This window comes from Paludisphaera mucosa, from assembly GCF_029589435.1.
Lineage (GTDB): Bacteria > Planctomycetota > Planctomycetia > Isosphaerales > Isosphaeraceae > Paludisphaera > Paludisphaera mucosa.
In genome coordinates, this window is the sequence record NZ_JARRAG010000002.1 from 149,812 (window position 1) to 168,430 (window position 18,619).

An 18,619-nucleotide genomic window follows, 5' to 3' on the forward strand; every position below is an offset into this window, starting at 1 on the left:
GGCTCGATCGAGCGGCGCCCCGGCCCGTTTCCGGCCCCTCGCCGCCGAGCCCACCTCGCCCGTTCCGGCTGGGAGGATGCGGGCCCGTATGTTAAGATTTTGATCCTGGACAGGGGATCGCGCGCGGCTCAGGGAGGGCCGTCGCGACGCGTCCCGGGACCCTCGACCGTCGAGACGCCGCGCCGATGGCAACCACCAAACGCGACCTGTACGAAGTCCTCGAGATCAAGCGCGAGGCGACGGCCGACGAGATCAAGCGCGCCTACCGGCAGATGGCGCTCAAGTTCCACCCCGACCGCAACCCCGGCGACCAGGAGGCGGAGAAACGCTTCCGCGAGGCCGCCGAGGCCTACGACGTCCTCTCCGACGCCCAGAAGCGCCAGCGCTACGACCGCTACGGCCACGCCGGGCTCGACGGCGCGGCCTTCCACGACTTCCGCTCGACCGACGACATCATGTCGGCCTTCGGCGACATCTTCGGCGGCGGCCTGCTGGGCGACCTCTTCGGGGGCGGCGGCGGCGGCCGTCGCGGGCCCCGCCAGGGCCCGGACCTGCTGATGCGGCTTGAGATCACGCTCAACGAGGCCGCCCGCGGCACGACCCGGTCGATCGACGTCGACCGCCAGGAGTTCTGCGGCGAGTGCCGGGGCTCGGGCGCCCGCAAGGGGACCGTGGCGACCACCTGCAACTACTGCGGCGGCCGCGGCCAGGTCGTCCAGGCCCGGGGCTTCTTCCAGGTCGCGACCACCTGCCCGTCGTGCGGCGGCGAGGGGGTCAAGATCACCGACCCCTGCCCCTCCTGCCACGGCTCGGGCCGCGTCCCCCAGCGGGCCAAGCTGCAGGTCGACGTCCCCCCGGGCGTCGAGACCGGCATGCGGCTGCAGCTCCGCCAGCAGGGCGAGCTGGGCGACATGGGCGGGCCCCGCGGCAACCTGCAGATCCAGATCATGGTGCGCAAGCACCAGTTCTTCGAACGCAAGCGCAACGACCTGCTCTGCCAGGTCCCGATCAGCTTCGCGCAGGCGGCGCTCGGCGCCGACGTCGAGGTCCCCACGCTCGACGGCCCGGGCCGGGTGCAGGTCCCCCGCGGGGCGCAGAGCGGCGACCAGATCCGGCTCAAGGGCCGGGGCATGCCCGACATCAGCGGCCGGGGCCGGGGCGACGAGATCGTCGAGGTCGTCGTCGAGACGCCCCGCCAGCTCACCCCCCGACAGGAGGAGCTGCTCCGCGAGTTCGCCGAGACCGAGCACGAACAGGTCAGCCCTCGCCGCAAGAGCTTCTTCGAGAAGCTCCGCGACTACTTCACCGAAGAGGCCGAGCCTGAGCAACGCGAGCACGCCTGACGCGCCCGCCGGGCGGGGCCGGACCCCGACGCCTGCCCGCCCGAGGCCGTCGGCCAGGAGATCCGCAGCCATGTCCGACGCCGTGAACCGCCCCGAACGATCCCCCGACGCGGACGCCGCCGAGGCCCCCGACGAGCCCTCGTCGAACGCCGGCCCGCAAGGCCAGGTCGCGCTCCTCGAGAAGGAGCGCGACGAGGCGCGCGACCAGCTCCTCCGCACCCGCGCCGAGTTCGTCAACTACCAGAAGCGCAACAAGCAGCAGGCCGAGGCCGACCGCCTCTACGCCATCGGCAACCTGGGCCGCGACCTGCTCGACGTCCTCGACAACATGCAGCGCGCCACCGAGGCCCTCCGCGCCACGGCGACCGAGGGGGTCGTCTCCGGCCTCGACATGGTCCACAAGCAGTTCCTGGCGACCCTGGCGAAGTACGGCGTCGAGCCCATCGAGGCGCTCGGCACGGCCTTCGACCCCAACTTCCACGAGGCCCTGATGCAGCAGCCCTCCGCCGACGCCCCCGAGGGGACCGTCGTCGCCGAGCTGGGCAAGGGCTACAAGATCCACGACCGCGTGCTGAGGCCCAGCAAGGTCGCCGTCTCGGTCAAGCCCTGACCTGACCGGAGGAATTCCGCCCGATGCCGACCTACGACTATATCTGCGACGCCTGCGGCCACGAGTTCGAGGCGTACGAGTCCATCAAGTCCGACGCCCAGACCCTCTGCCCGGCCTGCGAGAAGCACACCCTGAGGCGCAAGATCGGCCCCGGCGCGGCCATCCTGTTCAAGGGCTCGGGCTTCTACCAGACCGACTACCGCAGCGACTCCTACAAGAAGGCGGCCAAGGCCGACACGGCCGGCGGCTCGTCGTCGGGCGGCGACTCGGCCAAGCCGGCCGCGACGCCCCCGGCCTCGACCCCGTCCGGGCCGTCGACGCCGTCCGGCGGCGGGTCGTCCTGATGATCAAGGGCCGCTGCCCCACCTGCAAGAAGTCGTTCGCGGTCGCCGCCATCGACGACCTGCCGACCTTCCCGTTCTGCTCCGAACGCTGCCGGCTCCTCGACCTCGGCCGCTGGATCGACGAGGCCTACGCCGTCCCCGGCCCCCCCGCGGATCTCGAGACCGAGGGTGCCGGCCGCCCGCCCGGGGCCGACGACGACGAGGACTGAGACCGGCCCCAGCCTCAGTATTCCTCGGCCGAGATCACCTCGCCGCCGGCGGTCGTGCTCAGGGCCCGCCAGACCGGGATGGCGATCTCGTCCTTGATGAACCGCACGCCGCCGTCGAGCATCGCCGCGTTGACCCCGCCCGCGGCGTGGCGGCTGCGCGCGGCGTAGTTGTCCGGCAGGGCCGTGGTCGTGCCCAGGCACGGCGGGTTGGGCGGCCCGTCCTGGCAGTAATAGGCGCTGAAGAGGACGTCCGGGAACGAGCTGTTCGGGGCCAGGAAGGTCTCGAACCCCGCGGCGTCGCCCCACCACGAGAAGCCCCGCAGGTCGCGGCCCTGGCCGACGACCACCTCCGACGCCATCAGCGTCGAACTCATGCCGTCGACCATCGCGGCGAAGCCGACGGTGGGCTTCCCCGGCTTCTTCAAATCGGTCAGCGGGGAGCCGACGTCCACGAACGGCGCGCCGCCGAACCGGACGTCCTGGAAGTCCTCCTGCAGCTGGATCGAGTTGCCGAAGTTCACGGCGTAATTCTGCGAGGTGCACGCGAAGGTCGCGCCGTTCATCTGCTGCGACAGGGGCGCGTTGCGGACGTCGCTCGGGCAGAGGTAGGCGTCGACGAACTGCGAGGTCACGGTCCGGTTCGCCGGCCCGAAATACCTCAGCTCCTCGTCGTAGCCGACCGGCAGCCCCGGGGCGTTGGTGCCGAAGTGGTTCCAGGCGTTGTAGAGCGGCTGCTGCTCGATCTGGGGGAGCACGAAGATCAGCCAGGTCCCCCAGCAGCAGCCTTTCTTGCCCGGGGGGAGCACCCCGTGGACGTCGTGATAGCCGTGCATCGCCAGGGCGATCTGCTTCAGGTTGTTGGTGCACTGCGCCCGCCGGGCCGCCTCGCGGGCCGACTGGACCGCGGGCAGCAAGAGCGCGATCAGGATGCCGACGATCGCGATGACGACCAGCAGCTCGATGAGGGTGAAGCCCCGTTCGCGGCCGTCCGTCGTTTTCATCGACGCCTCCTGAAAATGTGCGAGGAACGTGTCCGTCATCCGCCGGGCGCGGTCGTGGCGATCTGGAACTTGAGGTGGTTCCCGCGGCCCGGCCGGATCTCGACCGTCTTCGTGGAACGCGCGTTGTACTCCGCGGGGATCCGCTCGACCATCGGCCGCCGCGCCCGATCCGAGACGCCCGGCGGCGGCGGCGCCTGCTCCCGGCCGCTGGCGTAGATCCGCACCCGGTAGACGCCCGGGGTCGGGCCCTTCGACTGCGGGATCGCGAAGGCCCCCGCGCGGATCCGCGAGCCGACGACCTCCTGCCGGCCCTCCGAGGCCCGCTCCAGCGAGACGGCCCCCGCGTCCAGCGGCCGGCCGTCGACGACGACCTCGCCCGAGACCGGCACTCGCCCGTCCCGGGCCCCGCCGGAACACCCGAGGTCCGTCGCCATGAGACCAAGATACAGCAACGTGGTCGATATTCTCATCCGTTTTTGCATGAATCCGAGGACCCGCCGGTCGACCGGCCTCATCCTTGCATTCGGATCGCCCGGACCTGCCCGACTGCCATCAGTCGTGATCGCGCGATCACAAACGATATCGCCTCAAGGCTCGCAATTTCGGGGCCGCAAATTTAGTTGAACCCGCAGGGGTCGACGGGTGCAGAATGAGATCAGGACCACCACCATGGAACGACACCCGAGCTACTCCCCCATGACCACCCCCGACGACGACGCACGCCTGCTGGCCGACTTCCTGCGGAAGTCCGACCCCGAAGCGTTCGCCGCGTTGGTGGCCCGGCTGGGGCCGTCGGTCCTGCGGATCTGCCGCACCGTCCTCTACGACGCCCACCTCGCCGAGGACGCCTTCCAGGCCACGTTCCTGGTCTTCTACAAGAAGGCCGCATCGATCCAGGACCCCGGCAGCCTGCGGGGCTGGCTCTGCGGGACGGCCTACAAGACGGCCGCCCGGATTCGTCGGCGTTCGATCCGCGTGGCCCAGCGGGAATGTTCGAGCGACCTGTTCGACCCCTCCTCCGACGACGCGCCGGAGTCCGACCACGAGCTTTTCCTGATCCTGCGCCAGGAGCTGGACGGCCTCCCCGACAAGTATCGGGCCCCCCTGATCCTCTGCTACCTGGAAGGCCTGACCCACGAGCAGACGGCCGAGCAGCTCGGCTGGGCGACGGGCACGGTCAAGGTGCGGCTCGTCCGCGGCCGGAAACTGCTCCGCGAGCGTCTCGACCGCCGCAAGGTCGCCCTGGGGGCGGGTCTCGTGCTGGTCTGGAGGCGTGAGGCGGGGGCCGCGCCGCCGAGCCTCGTCGAGTCGACCCTCCGCGCGACCGGGTCCGCCGGCGGCCGGGTCGCGACGGCTCGGATCAGGACCGGGCCGCTCGACTGGACGGCGATCTGCCGCGCCGTCCTGCTGCTCACGGCCGCCGTGGCCGTCGCCGCGACCGCGACCGACGCCATCATCCGGCCCAGCCCGCCGCCGGGGATCGACCGCGACGATCTGCCGGCGAACTTGACCGACGTCTTCCGGAGCGTCTGCTTCTGAAGCCCGTCACCCGCCGCCCGACGCGACCCGCGCGGCGGGACGGCCTCGCCTCGTTTTTCATCAAGTGTTCATAATTTCATCTCGCCATCTCGTTGACCTTTCGCACCCGGAACGACCACCAAGCCAAGGAGCCGCTCCCATGAAGATCGACCGACGCCGCAAGGGCCGCAGCCTGAACACGGCCCCGGCCAGCCAGCCCGCCGCCCGCGAGGGCCGCCGCTCGTTCATGAAGTCGGCGATGGCCGCCACGGCCGCCCCCGCGGCCGTCGCGGCGCTCTCGACTTCGACCGCCAGGGCCGCCAACCCCAATTACATCCCGACCCTCTACCGCGGCTGGAACGCCAAGAACTTCACCGACATCCGCTCCGACGAGAACGCCCACGTCGACTACCTCGTCAACGCGCTGGGGACGGCGGCCCGCCCCAAGCCGACCTTCCAGAACCTGATCCAGCCCAACGCGCAGGCGTTCGCGAGGGTCTCGCAGGCCCTGGAGAATACGGGCGTCGGCGCCTACCTCGGCGCCTTGCCGCTGATCCAGTCGACGGCCTACCTGGGAGCCGCCGGCTCCATCGCGCTGATCGAGGCCCGCCACGCCGGCTACCTGAACACGCTGCTCAACGACAGCATCACTGTCAACGCGCTGGGCGAGAAGAACAGCTTCGAGCAGGCGTTGACGCCCGAGAAGGTGGTCGAGCTGGCCGGGCCGTTCTTCCTCGACCTCAACGGCGGGCCGCCGCTTCTGCCCTTGATGAACGACGTCGACATCCTCAACTTCGCACTTGCGCTCGAGTACCTCGAGGCCGAGTTCTACAACATCAACGTGCCCCGGTTCTTCTGAGCCCCGCCGCGATGATTAACAGCGTCTCCCCCGCCCGAACCGAGTCGCATCGATCAGGAGTTTCATACCCATGCGTCCTTGTTTCATCCAGGCTCGCCGGCCGTTCGCCGCGGCCGTCGTCCTCGCGTCCCTCCTGATCGCGACCCCGGCGCGGGCGGGGGACGCCGTATCCGCCGCCGATCTGGAATCGTTCCTGGGCCTCTCGGCCGGGGCCCTCGACGGGCTCGCCGCCCCGGCGTTCGACGGGTCGGGCCTTCGGACGAGCTTCAGCGCCGCGGCGGGCGACGTGCTGTCGTTCCGCTTCAACTTCCTGACGAACGAGGATCCCGGGGCGATCGCCGACCTGATCAACGATTTCGCCTTCGTCAGCCTCGACGGGGCCGACCCCACGCTCCTCGCAGAGGTGGCGACGACGACGTTCACGACGTCGATGACGAGCTTCGCGATGGAGTCCGGCATCGCCACGTTCTCGCTCACCATCGCCGCCGCGGGCGTCCACACGCTGGGCCTCGGCGTCGTGAACGTGGTCGACGAGATGTTCCCCTCGGCGCTCCTGCTGGACGGCTTCGCGCTCAACGGCGTGGGCCTGCCCGGCGGCGGCTTCGAGGCTGGCACGCTCGCCGGCTTCGAAGGGATCGGGGCGTTCGCGGTCGTCGGCGACGACATCGGCTCGCCGGCCCCCGAAGGCCGGTTCCAGGCCTTCGTCACGAGCGGCTCGACCGCGGTGCCCGAGCCGGCCAGCCTGATCTCGCTGCTCCTCGGGGCGTCCGGGGTCGTCGCGGTCGCCGTCCGCCGTCGCGCCAACGTCGCGTCGCCGGCCTGAGCCTCACGCGACGATCGAAAACTAGGACGCCCCGCCCCCTCGACGGATCGAGTGGGCGGGGCGTCTCGCTTTCGAATTCGGCGGCGGCGTCGGCGATCAGATGTGGATGGACTCACCCAGGCCCTGGCCGGCCGCTTCCATGATGGATTCGGAGAAGGTCGGGTGCGGGTGCATGGCGTGGACGATCTCCTCCTCGGTGGCCTCGAGCCGCATGGCCATGACCATCTCGGAGATCATCTCGGTGGCGACGGCCCCGATGATGTGGGCCCCCAGCAACTCGCCGTACTTCTTGCCGAAGATCAGCTTGACGAAGCCCTCGCTCTCGCCGGCGGCCAGGGCCCGGCCGCTGAAGGCGAACGGGAACTTGCCGATGCGGATCTCGTGGCCGGCCTCGCGGGCCGCCTTCTCGGTCAGGCCCACGCTCGCCACGCCGGGCTCGGTGTAGGTGCAGCCGGGGATGATCGAGTAGTCGACCGAGTGCTTCGAGTGGCCGGCGATGCGTTCGACGCAGTAGACGGCCTCGTGGTGGGCGACGTGCGCCAGCCAGGGGGGGCCGATGACGTCGCCGACGGCGTAGATCCCCGGCACGTTGGTGACGAAGCCGTTCTCGCGGTCGACCTTGACGTGGCCCCGGTCGATCTCGACCTTGACCTCGGGGGCGAACAGGCCCTCGACGTTCCCGGTCACGCCGATGGCGACGAGCGCCACGTCGGCCTCGATGGTCTTCTTGCCTTGCGGCGTCTCGACCTCGGCCTTCACGCCCTTGGCGGTCTTCTCCAGCTTGGTCGTCTTCGAGCTGGTGAAGATCTCCAGGCCCTTGGCGACGAGGCTCTTCTTGAGCGCGTCGGAGACCTCTTCGTCCTCGATCGGCAGGACGCGGTCGAGCATCTCGACGACCGTGACCTTGGTGCCGATCGCGTTGTAGAAGTAGCCGAACTCCAGGCCGATCGCCCCCGCGCCGATGATGAGCATCGCCTTGGGCTGGGTGGGCAGCGACATGGCCTCCTTCGAGGTGATGACCTTCTGGGCGTCGAACTCGACGCCCGGGAAGGGCCGCGGCCGAGCGCCGGTGGCGACGACGATGGCGTCGGCGGTGACGACCTCGTCGCCGACCTTGACCTTGTTCGGGGCGATCACCTGGGCGACGCCGAACTTCGACTTCACCTTGTACTTGCGGAAGAGCCCCTCGATCCCCTTGTTGAGCTGGCCGGCGACGCCGCGGCTGCGGCCGATCATCTCGCCGAAGTTCCACTCGCCCTTGCCGTGGTAGCCGAAGCGCTCGCCGTGCCGCTTGACCATCTCGACGAGGTGGGCGTTCGAGAGCAGGGCCTTGGTCGGGATGCATCCCCAGTTCAGGCAGATCCCGCCGAGCTTGTCGCGCTCGACGCAGAGCACGTTCTTGCCGAGCTGGGCCGCCCTGATCGCCCCGGCGTAGCCGGCGGGGCCGCCGCCGATCACCACGATGTCGTAGTCGTTGGCCATGGTCGTGTTGGTCGCATTTCCAGAAAAATGGGTAGGAGCCGGACGCCCCTTCGCGGCGGGCCGCGACGCGTCTCGTTCGCCCTTATTATATATTGACGACGGCGACAAGGGGCGGAAGCGCGACGGCCCCGTCGCCGGCCTTCGCGACGCCGCGAGGTCGGGACGGGGCCTGCGTGCGGGGGGCCGGATCAGAGGAGCATCCGCGCCGGTTCTTCCAGCAGGTTCTTGAGCGTCCGCATGAAGTCGGCGGCCGTCGCGCCGTCGACCGCGCGGTGGTCGGCGCTGAGGGTGAGCGACATCACGGTGCCGACGACGATCGCGTCGCCCTCGACGACGGGCCGCTTCTCGGCGGCGGAGACGGCGAGGATGGCGACTTCGGGCAGGTTGATGATGGCGTCGAACTGCTTGACGCCGTACATGCCCAGGTTGCTGATCGTGAACGTGCCGCCCGAGAGCTGCTCGCCCGCGAGGCTGCCCCCCCGCGCGGCGGCGGCCAGGCCCTCGCTGCCGCGGCGGATCTCGATCAGGCCCAGCTCGTCGGCGTGGTGCAGGACGGGGACGATCAGCCCCTCTTCAAGGGCGACGGCGATGCCGATGTTGACCTCGCCGTGGCGGATGATGGCGTCGGGCTCGAACGTCGCGTTGAGCGCCGGGTGGCGGCGGAGGGCGACGGCGACGGCCTTGGTCACGAAGTCGCCGACCGACAGCTTGACCTTCTCGGCGGCCAGCTCCTTGTTGAGCGTCTCGCGGAGGGCCGCGAGCTTGTCGACCCGGACGTCGACCGTGACGTGGATCTCGGGGACGGTCTGCTTCGACTGCGCCATCCGCTGGGCGATCGTCTTGCGCATCCGGGAGTTGGGGATCCGCTTCTCTTCGAGCGGCGCCGTGGAGATCCGCGCGGCCGGGATGGGCGTCCGGGGGGCGGCGGCCGGCGCGGTCGCGGCGGCGGGCGCCGACTTCGGGGGGGCCGGGGCCTTGGCGGCCGGGGCCTGGGTCTTGCCGGCGAGGAAGTCCTCGACGTCGCGGCGGACGATCCGGCCGCCGGGGCCGGTGCCCGGGACGCGGGCCAGGTCGATGCGGGCCTCGGCGGCGATCTTGCGGGCCAGCGGGCTCGACCGCACGCGGCCGCCGCTCACCGCGACGGCCTCCTCGCCGTCGTCGGCCTCGGGCTCCTCGGCCGGGCGCTTGCCGTTGCCCGCGGCGTCGGCCGGGGCGGCGGCCTTGGCCTCGGGCTTCTTGGCGCCGGTCACGCCGGCCGCCACCTGCTTGGGGTCCTCGCCCTTCTTGGCCAGGACCATCACCCGCGCGCCCAGGGCCACCTCGTCGCCGGCCGCGTGGTCGATGTGGGCGATGACGCCGTCGTCATACGACTTCATCTGCATCGTGGCCTTGTCGGTCTCGATGTCGGCCAGGGCGTCGCCTTCCTTGATGGCGTCGCCCACCTTCACCAGCCACTGCGCGATGACCCCGCTCTCCATGGTCGGGCTGAGCTTGGGCATTGTCACTTCGATCGGCACGAGTCTGCTCCTCGGGGCCGTCGCGACGGCCCCCCGCCCTTTGGCGACGGGCGGAAGGTTCGTGTTGTCGTCGGTCGGATCAGCGGTAGACCACGTCGTTCACGGCCGCGAGGATCCGCGGCACGGACGGCAGCATCGAGGCCTCGAGCTGCTTGTTGTACGGGATCGGCGCGTCGGCCGAGGCGACGCGGAGGATCGGGGCGTCGAGCTCGTCGAAGACCTCGCGGGTGATCCGGTCGGAGATGCCGGCGCCGAGGCCGCAGTAGGGCCAGTCCTCCTCGACGATCACGGCGCGGTGGGTCTTGACGACCGACTGGATCAGGGTGTCCAGGTCGAGCGGGCGGATGCTGCGGAGGTCGATGACCTCGGCGTCGACGCCCTGCGCGGCCAGCTCCTCGGCGGCGGCGAGCGTCGGCTTGAGCGACCGCGAGTAGGTGATCAGGCTGACGTCCTTGCCCGGCCGCCGGACCTCGGCCTTGCCGAAGGGGACGGTGTGGTCGCCGTCGGGGATGTCGCCCTTCTCGTGGTAGAGGACCTCGTGCTCGATGAAGATGACCGGGTCGTCGGACCGGATGGCCGTCTTCAGCAGGCCCTTGGCGTCGGCGGGGGTGGCCGGCATCACGACGGTCAGGCCGGGAATCTGGGCGTACCAGGCCTCCAGCCGGTGCGAGTGGGTCGCCCCCAGGCAGCCGGCCATGCCCGAGCTGCCCCGGAAGACGATCGGCACCGCGAACTGGCCGCCGCTCATGTACCGCACGTTGGCCGCGTTGTTGACGATCTGGTCGATCGCCACCAGGCTGAAACTGAAGGTCATGAATTCGATGATCGGCCGCAGCCCCACCATCGCCGCGCCGATGCCGATGCCCGCGAAGCCCTCTTCCGAGATCGGGGTGTCGATCACCCGCCGGGGGCCGAACCGCTTGAGCATCCCCTGGCTGACCTTGTAGGCGCCGTCGTACTCGGCGACCTCCTCGCCCATCAGGAAGACGCGATCGTCGCGATCCATCTCCTCGGTCATCGCCTGGTTGAGCGCCTCACGATACGAAAAAGCCGACATGGTCACTCCTGCGAGATGAAGGGGGCCACCGTGATGTCTTCGTAGACCGCTTCGAGGGGCGGGTTCTCGCTCTTCTCGGCGAACTCGATCGCCTCCTCGATCTCGGCCTTCACCTCCTCGTGCATCGCCTCGATCGCGTCGTCGTCGATCCAGCCGCGCTGCTTGAGCAGGGTCTCGTAGACCACGATGGGGTCTTTCTTGATGTAGCTGTCCAGCTCGTCGCGCATCCGGTACTTGCCCGGGTCGCTGATCGAGTGGCCCTTGTAGCGGTAGGTCATGGCCTCGATGAAGCTCGGCCCCTCGCCGGCGCGGGCGTGGTCGACGGCCTCCAGCGTGGTCTTCGCCATCAGCTCGACGTCGTTGCCGTTGATCCGGTGGCCGGGGATGCCGTAGGGCGTGGCGCAGCGGATGGTCAGGTCCTGGTGCGAGCTGGAGCGGACCAGCGAGGTCCCCATCGCGTACAGGTTGTTCTCGACGATGTAGATGACCGGCAGCTTCCAGAGGGCCGCCATGTTCAGGGCCTCGTGGACCGAGCCCTGGTTGATGGCGCCGTCGCCCAGGTAGCAGAGGGCCACCCGGTCCTCGCCGCGGTACTTGCTGGCGAAGGCGAAGCCCGCCGCCAGCGGGATGTGGCTGCCGACGATCGCGTGGCCCCCCATCATCCCCTTCTCGGCGTCGAAGAAATGCATCGAGCCCCCCTTGCCCCGGGAGCAGCCCGTCACCTTGCCCAGCAGTTCGGCCATCCCCGCGCGGGCCGTCATGCCCAGCGCCAGGGCGTGGCCGTGGTCGCGGTAGGCGGTGATCACCCAGTCGTCCTCGCGGAGCACGCCGATCGACCCCACCGCCACCGGCTCCTGGCCGCTGTACTGGTGGAAGAAGCCGCCGATCTTGTTGCCCTTCTGGTAGAGCATCTCCGCCCGTTCCTCGAACCGGCGGATCAGCATCATCTGTCGAAGCCAGCCCAGGGCCTTGGACTCGTCGACGATCGGTTTCGCTTCCGTTTGCACTGAGGCCATATCAACCTGACTCCTGAGTGAACGGCGGACCAAGCGGATGCCGGGGGGCCGGCGACGGCGAGTTCGGAGGCTGATCCATCGGGCGACGTCGGGCGGCGGGGGGAAGGTCGCGCTCATCGTCCGCCCGTCGAGGGCGACGATTCCTCTCGACGGGTCGTGGGGCTCGCGGCCCGAACCGGAGGGACGCCGCGGCCGGGCCGTCTTTCAGGTCCACCGTCCGTCGATCGTATTTTGATTCTGTCATTTTATACGAAACTTCCCGTCCGCCGCCAGGAAGGTTGACCAAGAATCGAACCCGCAGCCCGCGCCCGCCCTCTATAAAAATTCGCCCCCATCGAAAGAACCCTGGAAAATCTCGCGCCGACACGGGTCTCTTCTTGCAGACCGGCCCGCCGCCAAGGCACCGACGACGCCAGGCCACCCCCCGGAGCGACGATGGATGGATTGGCCGACCGACTCGCCCGGGGCGACCCCGAGGCGTTCGCCCGATTGTACGAAGCGGTCGGCGACCGCCTGCACCATTATCTGGTGGCTCGTCTAGGGGCATCGGCCGACGCCGACGACGTCCTCCAGGAGACCTTCGTCCGGCTCGTCCGGAATCGGCAAGGGTGGCGCGGGGTCGAAAACACCGTTTCCTTCGCATTCACGGTCGCTCGCAACGAGGCGAATCGCTGGCTCGACGCCCGCCGCCGCCGGGGCGCGACGATCGTCGCGGCGACGGCCCGGGGCCTCTTCGCCGAGGCCGACTCCGACGATCTCGAGGCCCGCGAGACCGCCGAGGCGATCGCCCGCGCCCTGGCGAGCCTGGACGACGAGGACCGCGAGATCGTGGAGCTGAAGACCTACGCCGGCCTGACCTTCCGCGAGATCGGCGCGATCCTGGGCCGGCCCCTGACGACCGTCGCCATGCGGCATCGCGCGGCCCTGGACCGGATGCGGACCCACCTCGTGAGGGAGCGGCGATGAACGACGACGTCGAACGGCTCCTGGATCAGGCCACCCCCCGCCCCGCGCCGGCCGACCTCCGCGATCGCGTGCTGCGTGCCGTGGCCGAGGAACTCGCGGCGGCCGGCCCCTCCCGTCGGCCTCGGCGCCGCTTCCCCGTCCTGGCCGCCGTCGCCGCGGCCCTGATCGCGAGCGTGGGGCTGGACGAATGGACGAACCGGGCGAACGACGAGCGGCTGGGACGGGTCTTCGGCCCCCGTCCGATCGAGCGAGAGGCCGTCGCGGCGGCCCGCGACGTCGCCGCGGCCGCCGGCCCCGTCGCCGGCCGCTGGGTCTTCGAGCGCCTCGCGGCGCCGCCCCCCGCCACCACCGAGGCCGACCTCCGGCGCCACGCCGCCGACCTGGAACGCCTGCTCCGCGACCTGACCTTCGATCTCCGGGAGGACGACGATGAAGCGACGCCTCGTGAAATTCCTCAAGTGGGCCGCGATCGCGACCGGCCTGCTGCTGGCCGGCTTCTTCTTGTGGAGCGCCTGGTACACCCGGGTCACGGCACGCCGGCTTGAGGAGCGGCTCGCCGCGATCCCCCGGCCCGGCGAACCCTTGTCGATCGCCGATTTCGCCCGCATCGCGATCCCGCCCGAGGTCGACGCCGACGTCCCGCTCCGCCGCGCCGACGTCGACCTGGAGTTCGCCCACAAGGAGTTCCTCGCGAGCTTCCCCGACGGCGCCGCGGCGATCGGGACGCTCCCGACCGAGCGGCGGGAGAAGCTCGCCGGGCTCTTCCGCAAGTATCCCGGGCTCGTCCCGCTGCTGAAAGAGGCGGCCGCCCGGCCCGACTACAACCCTCCCCTCGACGTCACGCTGCCGTCCTCGAATTTCGCACTCACTCTCATGACGCGTTGCGAGAAGCATCGCCGGATCGCCCGGATCCTGCAGGCCTGGTCGGCCCTGCTCGTCGCCGAGGGCCGGGCCGACGAGGCGCTCGACGCCCAGATCGACGCCTTGAGGCTGGCGCGGCACGCGCGCCGACTGCCGACGCTCACCGCCTATTTCACGTCGATCGCCTGCGCCCGGGTGGCGATGAAGGCCGCGAGCGAAGTCCTCCAGTCCGCAACCGTCTCCGGGGAGGCCCATCGCCGCCTCGACGCCGAGCTGACGGACCACGACGGCCTCGAACCCGTGCGGCAGGCCCTCAAGAACGAGCGGGCCTTCTCGCTGACATCGGCCGCGGAGATGTCGAACAACCTCTTCTGGCTCCGGGGCTGGATGCGTAACAACCTGGTCCTGATGTTCCTCGACCTCTACGAAGAGCAATTGCGGAGGTCCGAGATCCCCTATCCCAAGCTCCGGTCGACGCCGGCGCGTTCGAGCCTCGACGGCTACCGGCACCCGCTGAAGGTCCTCGCCGAGCTCCTCGAACCCGCGATGACGCTCCTGCGCGAGAGCGCCGAGCGCCAGCGGGCGGCCGTCCGGTCGCTCCGCGTGCTCAACGCCCTGCTGGCGCGAACCCCCGCCGACGCCCCGGCCCCGGCGGACCTGGTGGCCCTGGGCCTCCCCCCCGAAGCCACCCTCGACCCCTTCACCGACGAGCCCCTGATCGTAAAGAAGGGCCCGGCCGGCTGGCTGATCTACTCCGTCGGCCAGAACCTCGTCGACGACGGCGGCACCCTGACGAAGGACAAGGACGTGGGCTGGGCCTCAAGCCGTCGTAACGACCCGGAAGCCCCTTGAGCCTCTCCGTGTACGGCTCGCGGAGGTCCCACCCCGGGGGGTCGGCGATTCCGCCCGCGGGCGTCGCCTCCCTCCTGAACGGGGCCCGGGCGGTCCCCATCGCAAGGCAGGGCCGCCAGGTCTTCGAGCCTCGGCCCGCGGGCCGCACCGAGGCGATCCGGCTTCCCTCCGGCGCGTCGGCCCCTGCCGGTCGACAATTCGGAAAAAATAAGCAAAAAGAAAACGACGCTTCTCTCGCCGAGCATCAACGTCCTCACCTCGCCGCCACACACGACTCAAATCTTTTTGCAGAAAGTCTTTCTGCCTCAAACAATTTTGCCGAGACACTCCGTCGAAAACCTGGGGCTTCCCTCAGGCCGCACCCCTCGGCCCTTTTAAGGAAAATGTCGCACGCACCGAGCGACGCCGCGTCGTATGATTCAAATCAGGTGCCTCGTGCACGACGCAGGAAGCGTTCGACAAGACATATCCATAATTTTTCACATGATTAATTATCAATATCCGCCGATCGGAACGCCGGGCCGGACCTCGAACGACGGCGAAAGCCCCGAGCCGCGCCCCGCGCGGCCCCCAGGCCGAAGTCCGGCGGCGGGATTCGGATAAGGCCGGGCCGATCCTCCCCCGCGGAGTCCGGGACGAGAGCCCGGCCCCGCCCGCTCGCCGACGCGCCGCATCCCTTCGCCCTTGAGACGTCGGGCCGTCCCTCATCATCTCGGTGACGGCGCGCCCGCGTCGTTGGAGGCCGACGACGGCTCTCCACCTCCGGAAAGGCCCCCATGATCCCCGAAAGCAGCCTCCGTACGCGGACCATCCGATCACGTGCCATTTCGGCCGCCGGACGAGGAGGCCGGGGTCGTCGCCGGCTGGCGGATCTCGCGATCGAGCAGTGTGAAGACCGGGTCTTGATGGCGTCCATCCTGGGCGCGGCGCAGACCTTCGCGGTGCTCGGCGGCTCGACGGTGACCAACACGGGCCCGTCGGCGATCGTCGGCGACCTCGGCGTGAGCCCGGGCACGGCCGTCACCGGCTTCCCCCCGGGCGTGGTCACCGGCGGCGCGATCCACTCCAACGACGCCACGGCGGTCCAGGCCCAGGCGGACGCCGCGACGGCCTACGCCCTGATCGCGGGCGAGCCGGTCTTGCCCGCGAACATCCTGACCGGCCAGGACCTCGGCGGGCAGACGCTCTCTCCGGGCGTCTACTTCTTCGCGACGTCGGCCCCCTTGACCGGTACGCTTACGCTCGACGCCGGGGGCGACCCCAACGCCCGTTTCGATTTCCGGATCGGGACGACGTTCATCACCGGGACCGGTGCGGCCGTCAACCTCATCAACGGCGCCCAGGCCGACAACGTCTACTTCCAGGTCGGCACTTCGGCCACGTTGGGGACGGGCACGGCCTTCGCGGGCAACATCCTCGCCGACCAGAGCATTTCGGTGACCACCGGCGCGAGCATCCAGGGGCGGGCGCTGGCGATCAACGGCGCGGTGACGCTGGATACCAACTCCGTCACCGCGGTGCAGGCCGACCTCGCGGTCGCCAAGACGTTAGTCCCCGGCCCGGTCGTCGCGGGCTCGACGATCTCCTACACGGTGACGGTCTCCAACATCGGCCCCGGCAACGCCGCCGACGTCGTCCTCACCGACCAGGTCCCCCTCGGCACCACGTTCGTCTCCGCCGTCCAGACCTCGGGAGCGGCCTTCGCGCTCACGACGCCCGCCGTCGGCGGCACGGGCCTGATCTCCGGCTCGCTCGACCTGCTCCCCTCCGAAAATTCGGCCGTCTTCACCGTGACGGTCCTGATCGCGCCGTCGCTCGCCGACGGCGCCCTGGTGGTCAACACCGCCTCCGGGTCGACGACGACCACCGACCCCAACCCGGAAAACGACTCGCAGACCGTGATCGTCGCCGTCTCCGCCGTGGCCGACCTCGCGGTGACCAAGACGGTCTCGTCGAGCCCGGTCGTGGCCGGCTCGGCGATCGCCTACACGATCACCGTCGCCAACGTCGGCCCCAGCGACGCGCAGGGCATCTCGCTCGCCGACCTCGTCCCGGCGGGCACGACGTTCCTCTCGGCGGTGCAGACGGCCGGTCCGACGTTCGCCCTGACCACGCCCGCCGTCGGCGGCACGGGCGCGATCTCCGGCACCCTGGCCTCGTTCGCCTCCGGCGCGTCGGCCGTCTTCACCGTGACGGTCCTGGCCTCGCCGTCGCTCGCCGACGGCGCCCTGGTGACCAACACCGCCACCGGGACGACGACGACCACCGACCCCAACCCGGAAAACGACTCGCAGACCGTGATCGTCGCCGTCTCCGCCGTGGCCGACCTCGCGGTGACCAAGACGGTCTCGTCGAGCCCGGTCGTGGCCGGCTCGGCGATCGCCTACACGATCACCGTCGCCAACGTCGGCCCCAGCGACGCGCAGGGCATCTCGCTCGCCGACCTCGTCCCGGCGGGCACGACGTTCCTCTCGGCGGTGCAGACGGCCGGTCCGACGTTCGCCCTGACCACGCCCGCCGTCGGCGGCACGGGCGCGATCGGCGGGACCCTGGCCACGCTCGCCGCGGGCGCCTCGGCCAGCTTCACGGTCTCCCTGCTGATCCTGCCCTCCACCGGCAACGGCACGTTCGTGGTCAACACGGCGTCCGCGTCGACGACCACCACCGACCCCGTCCCCGCCAACAATTCGCAGACCGTGAACGCCCTCGTCGCGGCCGTCGCCGACCTGGCGGTCACCAAGACGGTCTCGTCCAGCCCCGTCGTGGCGGGCCGGGCGATCGCCTACACGGTGACCGTGTCCAACGTCGGCCCCAGCGATTCCGTCGGCGTGGCGCTGGCCGACCTGGTCCCCGCCGGCACGTCGTTCCTGGCCGTCGTCCAGACGGCGGGCCCGACGTTCACGTTCTCGACGCCGGCCGTCGGCGGGACGGGCTCGATCTCCGGCACCCTGGCCTCGCTCGCGGCGGGCGCCTCGGCGAGTTTCACGGTCACCCTGCTGATCCTGCCATCCACCGGCAACGGCGCCCTGGTGACCAACACCGCGTCGGTCACGGCCGCGACGACCGACTCCGTCCCCGCCAACAATTCCCAGAGCGCCAGCGCCGCCGTCGCCGCCCAGGCCGACGTCGCGGTGACCAAAACGGTCTCGTCGAGCACGGTCGTGGCGGGCCGGGCGATCTCCTACACGGTGACCGTCTCCAACGTCGGCCCCAGCGACGCGCAGGGCGTGACGCTCGCCGACCTGGTCCCGGCGGGCACGACGTTCCTCTCGGCCGTGCAGACGGCCGGTCCGACGTTCGCCCTGACCACGCCCGCCGTCGGCGGCACGGGCTCGATCGGCGGGACCCTGGCCTCGCTCGCCTCCGGCGCGTCGGCCGTCTTCACCGTGACGGTCATGATCGCCCCCTCGTTCCCCGGCGGGACCCAGGTGGTCAACACGGCGTCCGCGTCGACGATCACCACCGACCTCAATCCGGCCAACGACTCGCAGACCGCCGCCGCGATCGTCGCAGCCTTGCCGATCACGCCGGTGTCCCCCGTGGTCGTAGCCCTGCAGCGGTTCGGGATCCACGCCCAGGCGACGACCCTGGTGATCGGCTTCAGCACGCCGCTCGACCCGGTCGGGGCCCAGGACCCGGCTAACTATCGGATCAGCCTGCTGGGAGGGCCGGGACAGGCCGGCCACCGGGGAATGGTCATCAACGTGACCCAGGTCGACTATGATCCGATCGCGCAGACCGTCACGCTGCACCTGGCTCAGCGCCTGAACATCCACTACCTCTACCAGCTCACGATCCTGGGCGCAGCACCCGACGGCGTCGCGGGCCTCGACGGCGGCCCGCTCGCCGGGGCCGGCAGCCCCGGCACGGATTACGTCGCCGTGATCTCCATGAAGACCCTGGCGGGACGGGCCCCCGCGACGGCCCGGGTCACGTCCACCCCGACGGCTCGCCTGCCCCGGGTGGCGAGCGTCCTGTCGACCCGATCGATCGTTCCGTCGACCGTCGCGGCGCGGCAGACGGCAACCCAGCCTCGCGCCGGACTGTCGTTGCGAGCGGGCCTGTCCGCTCGTTTCCCGTCCTACATGGCCGGGACGATGACCTCCGCCAACTGACCCTCGACCGCTACGATGACGAGCCCGGGACGGAATCAGGACCCGA

At 70.3% G+C, this 18,619-nt stretch carries 17 protein-coding genes; 11 read left to right on the top strand and 6 right to left on the bottom strand.

Annotation, left to right across the window (positions count from 1 at the left end; all coding sequences use genetic code 11):
* The first annotated feature begins 185 nt into the window (after positions 1-185).
* From dnaJ to PZE19_RS10120, 4 genes are all read left to right on the top strand, one after another.
* Positions 186-1,343 carry a molecular chaperone DnaJ gene (dnaJ, locus tag PZE19_RS10105; RefSeq protein WP_277860489.1) on the top strand — a complete coding sequence of 386 codons (1,158 nt, stop codon included), beginning with the start codon at positions 186-188 and terminating at the stop codon, positions 1,341-1,343.
* 70 nt (positions 1,344-1,413) lie between these two features.
* Positions 1,414-1,953: a nucleotide exchange factor GrpE gene (gene grpE, locus PZE19_RS10110; protein WP_277860490.1), complete on the top strand. Its 540-nt coding sequence runs from the start codon at positions 1,414-1,416 to the stop codon at positions 1,951-1,953.
* Positions 1,954-1,976: 23 nt separating this feature from the next.
* Entirely contained in the window at positions 1,977-2,297 is a 321-nt protein-coding gene (locus PZE19_RS10115; protein WP_277860491.1) for an FmdB family zinc ribbon protein, read from the top strand.
* Positions 2,297-2,506 carry a DNA gyrase inhibitor YacG gene (locus PZE19_RS10120; RefSeq protein WP_277860492.1) on the top strand — a complete coding sequence of 70 codons (210 nt, stop codon included), beginning with the start codon at positions 2,297-2,299 and terminating at the stop codon, positions 2,504-2,506. The genes PZE19_RS10115 and PZE19_RS10120 overlap by 1 nt, the downstream gene beginning before the upstream one ends.
* Positions 2,507-2,520: 14 nt before the next feature.
* Here PZE19_RS10120 and PZE19_RS10125 read toward each other — a convergent pair whose 3' ends face one another.
* Together PZE19_RS10125 and PZE19_RS10130 are read right to left on the bottom strand one after the other, a co-directional pair.
* Positions 2,521-3,507: a DUF1559 family PulG-like putative transporter gene (locus PZE19_RS10125; RefSeq protein WP_277860493.1), complete on the bottom strand. Its 987-nt coding sequence runs from the start codon at positions 3,505-3,507 to the stop codon at positions 2,521-2,523.
* Between the two features lie 35 nt (positions 3,508-3,542).
* Positions 3,543-3,959 carry a hypothetical protein gene (locus PZE19_RS10130; protein WP_277860494.1) on the bottom strand — a complete coding sequence of 139 codons (417 nt, stop codon included), beginning with the start codon at positions 3,957-3,959 and terminating at the stop codon, positions 3,543-3,545.
* A 217-nt stretch (positions 3,960-4,176) separates the two neighbouring features.
* Here PZE19_RS10130 and PZE19_RS10135 point away from each other — a divergent pair, with 217 nt between their 5' ends.
* From PZE19_RS10135 to PZE19_RS10145, 3 genes are all read left to right on the top strand, one after another.
* Positions 4,177-5,046 (top strand): RNA polymerase sigma factor, encoded by an 870-nt coding sequence (locus PZE19_RS10135; protein WP_277860495.1) that lies wholly within the window; start codon positions 4,177-4,179, stop codon positions 5,044-5,046.
* A 139-nt stretch (positions 5,047-5,185) separates the two neighbouring features.
* Positions 5,186-5,884 carry a ferritin-like domain-containing protein gene (locus PZE19_RS10140; RefSeq protein WP_277860496.1) on the top strand — a complete coding sequence of 233 codons (699 nt, stop codon included), beginning with the start codon at positions 5,186-5,188 and terminating at the stop codon, positions 5,882-5,884.
* 70 nt (positions 5,885-5,954) lie between these two features.
* Positions 5,955-6,707, top strand: a complete 753-nt coding sequence (locus PZE19_RS10145; protein ID WP_277860497.1) for a PEP-CTERM sorting domain-containing protein — start codon at positions 5,955-5,957, stop codon at positions 6,705-6,707.
* 96 nt (positions 6,708-6,803) lie between these two features.
* Here the strand turns inward: PZE19_RS10145 and lpdA are convergent, their stop codons facing one another.
* From lpdA to pdhA, 4 genes are all read right to left on the bottom strand, one after another.
* The gene (gene lpdA, locus PZE19_RS10150) at positions 6,804-8,189 is read right to left on the bottom strand and encodes a dihydrolipoyl dehydrogenase (protein ID WP_277860498.1); all 1,386 of its coding nucleotides are present in this window, start codon (positions 8,187-8,189) and stop codon (positions 6,804-6,806) included.
* A 188-nt stretch (positions 8,190-8,377) separates the two neighbouring features.
* A complete protein-coding gene (locus tag PZE19_RS10155) occupies positions 8,378-9,706 on the bottom strand; it encodes a dihydrolipoamide acetyltransferase family protein (protein ID WP_277860499.1) in 1,329 nt (442 codons plus the stop codon).
* Between the two features lie 79 nt (positions 9,707-9,785).
* A complete protein-coding gene (locus PZE19_RS10160; protein ID WP_277860500.1) occupies positions 9,786-10,763 on the bottom strand; it encodes a pyruvate dehydrogenase complex E1 component subunit beta in 978 nt (325 codons plus the stop codon).
* A 2-nt stretch (positions 10,764-10,765) separates the two neighbouring features.
* Positions 10,766-11,779 carry a pyruvate dehydrogenase (acetyl-transferring) E1 component subunit alpha gene (gene pdhA / locus PZE19_RS10165; RefSeq protein WP_277860501.1) on the bottom strand — a complete coding sequence of 338 codons (1,014 nt, stop codon included), beginning with the start codon at positions 11,777-11,779 and terminating at the stop codon, positions 10,766-10,768.
* Positions 11,780-12,223: 444 nt separating this feature from the next.
* Here pdhA and PZE19_RS10170 point away from each other — a divergent pair, with 444 nt between their 5' ends.
* From PZE19_RS10170 to PZE19_RS10185, 4 genes are all read left to right on the top strand, one after another.
* On the top strand, positions 12,224-12,745 hold the full coding sequence (locus tag PZE19_RS10170; RefSeq protein ID WP_277860502.1) for an RNA polymerase sigma factor: 522 nt from the start codon (positions 12,224-12,226) through the stop codon (positions 12,743-12,745).
* Positions 12,742-13,290 (top strand): hypothetical protein, encoded by a 549-nt coding sequence (locus PZE19_RS10175; protein ID WP_277860503.1) that lies wholly within the window; start codon positions 12,742-12,744, stop codon positions 13,288-13,290. The genes PZE19_RS10170 and PZE19_RS10175 overlap by 4 nt, the downstream gene beginning before the upstream one ends.
* The gene (locus PZE19_RS10180; protein WP_277860504.1) at positions 13,175-14,458 is read left to right on the top strand and encodes a hypothetical protein; all 1,284 of its coding nucleotides are present in this window, start codon (positions 13,175-13,177) and stop codon (positions 14,456-14,458) included. The genes PZE19_RS10175 and PZE19_RS10180 overlap by 116 nt, the downstream gene beginning before the upstream one ends.
* A 905-nt stretch (positions 14,459-15,363) precedes the next feature.
* Positions 15,364-18,573 carry an ice-binding family protein gene (locus PZE19_RS10185; RefSeq protein WP_277860505.1) on the top strand — a complete coding sequence of 1,070 codons (3,210 nt, stop codon included), beginning with the start codon at positions 15,364-15,366 and terminating at the stop codon, positions 18,571-18,573.
* Positions 18,574-18,619 lie beyond the last annotated feature (46 nt).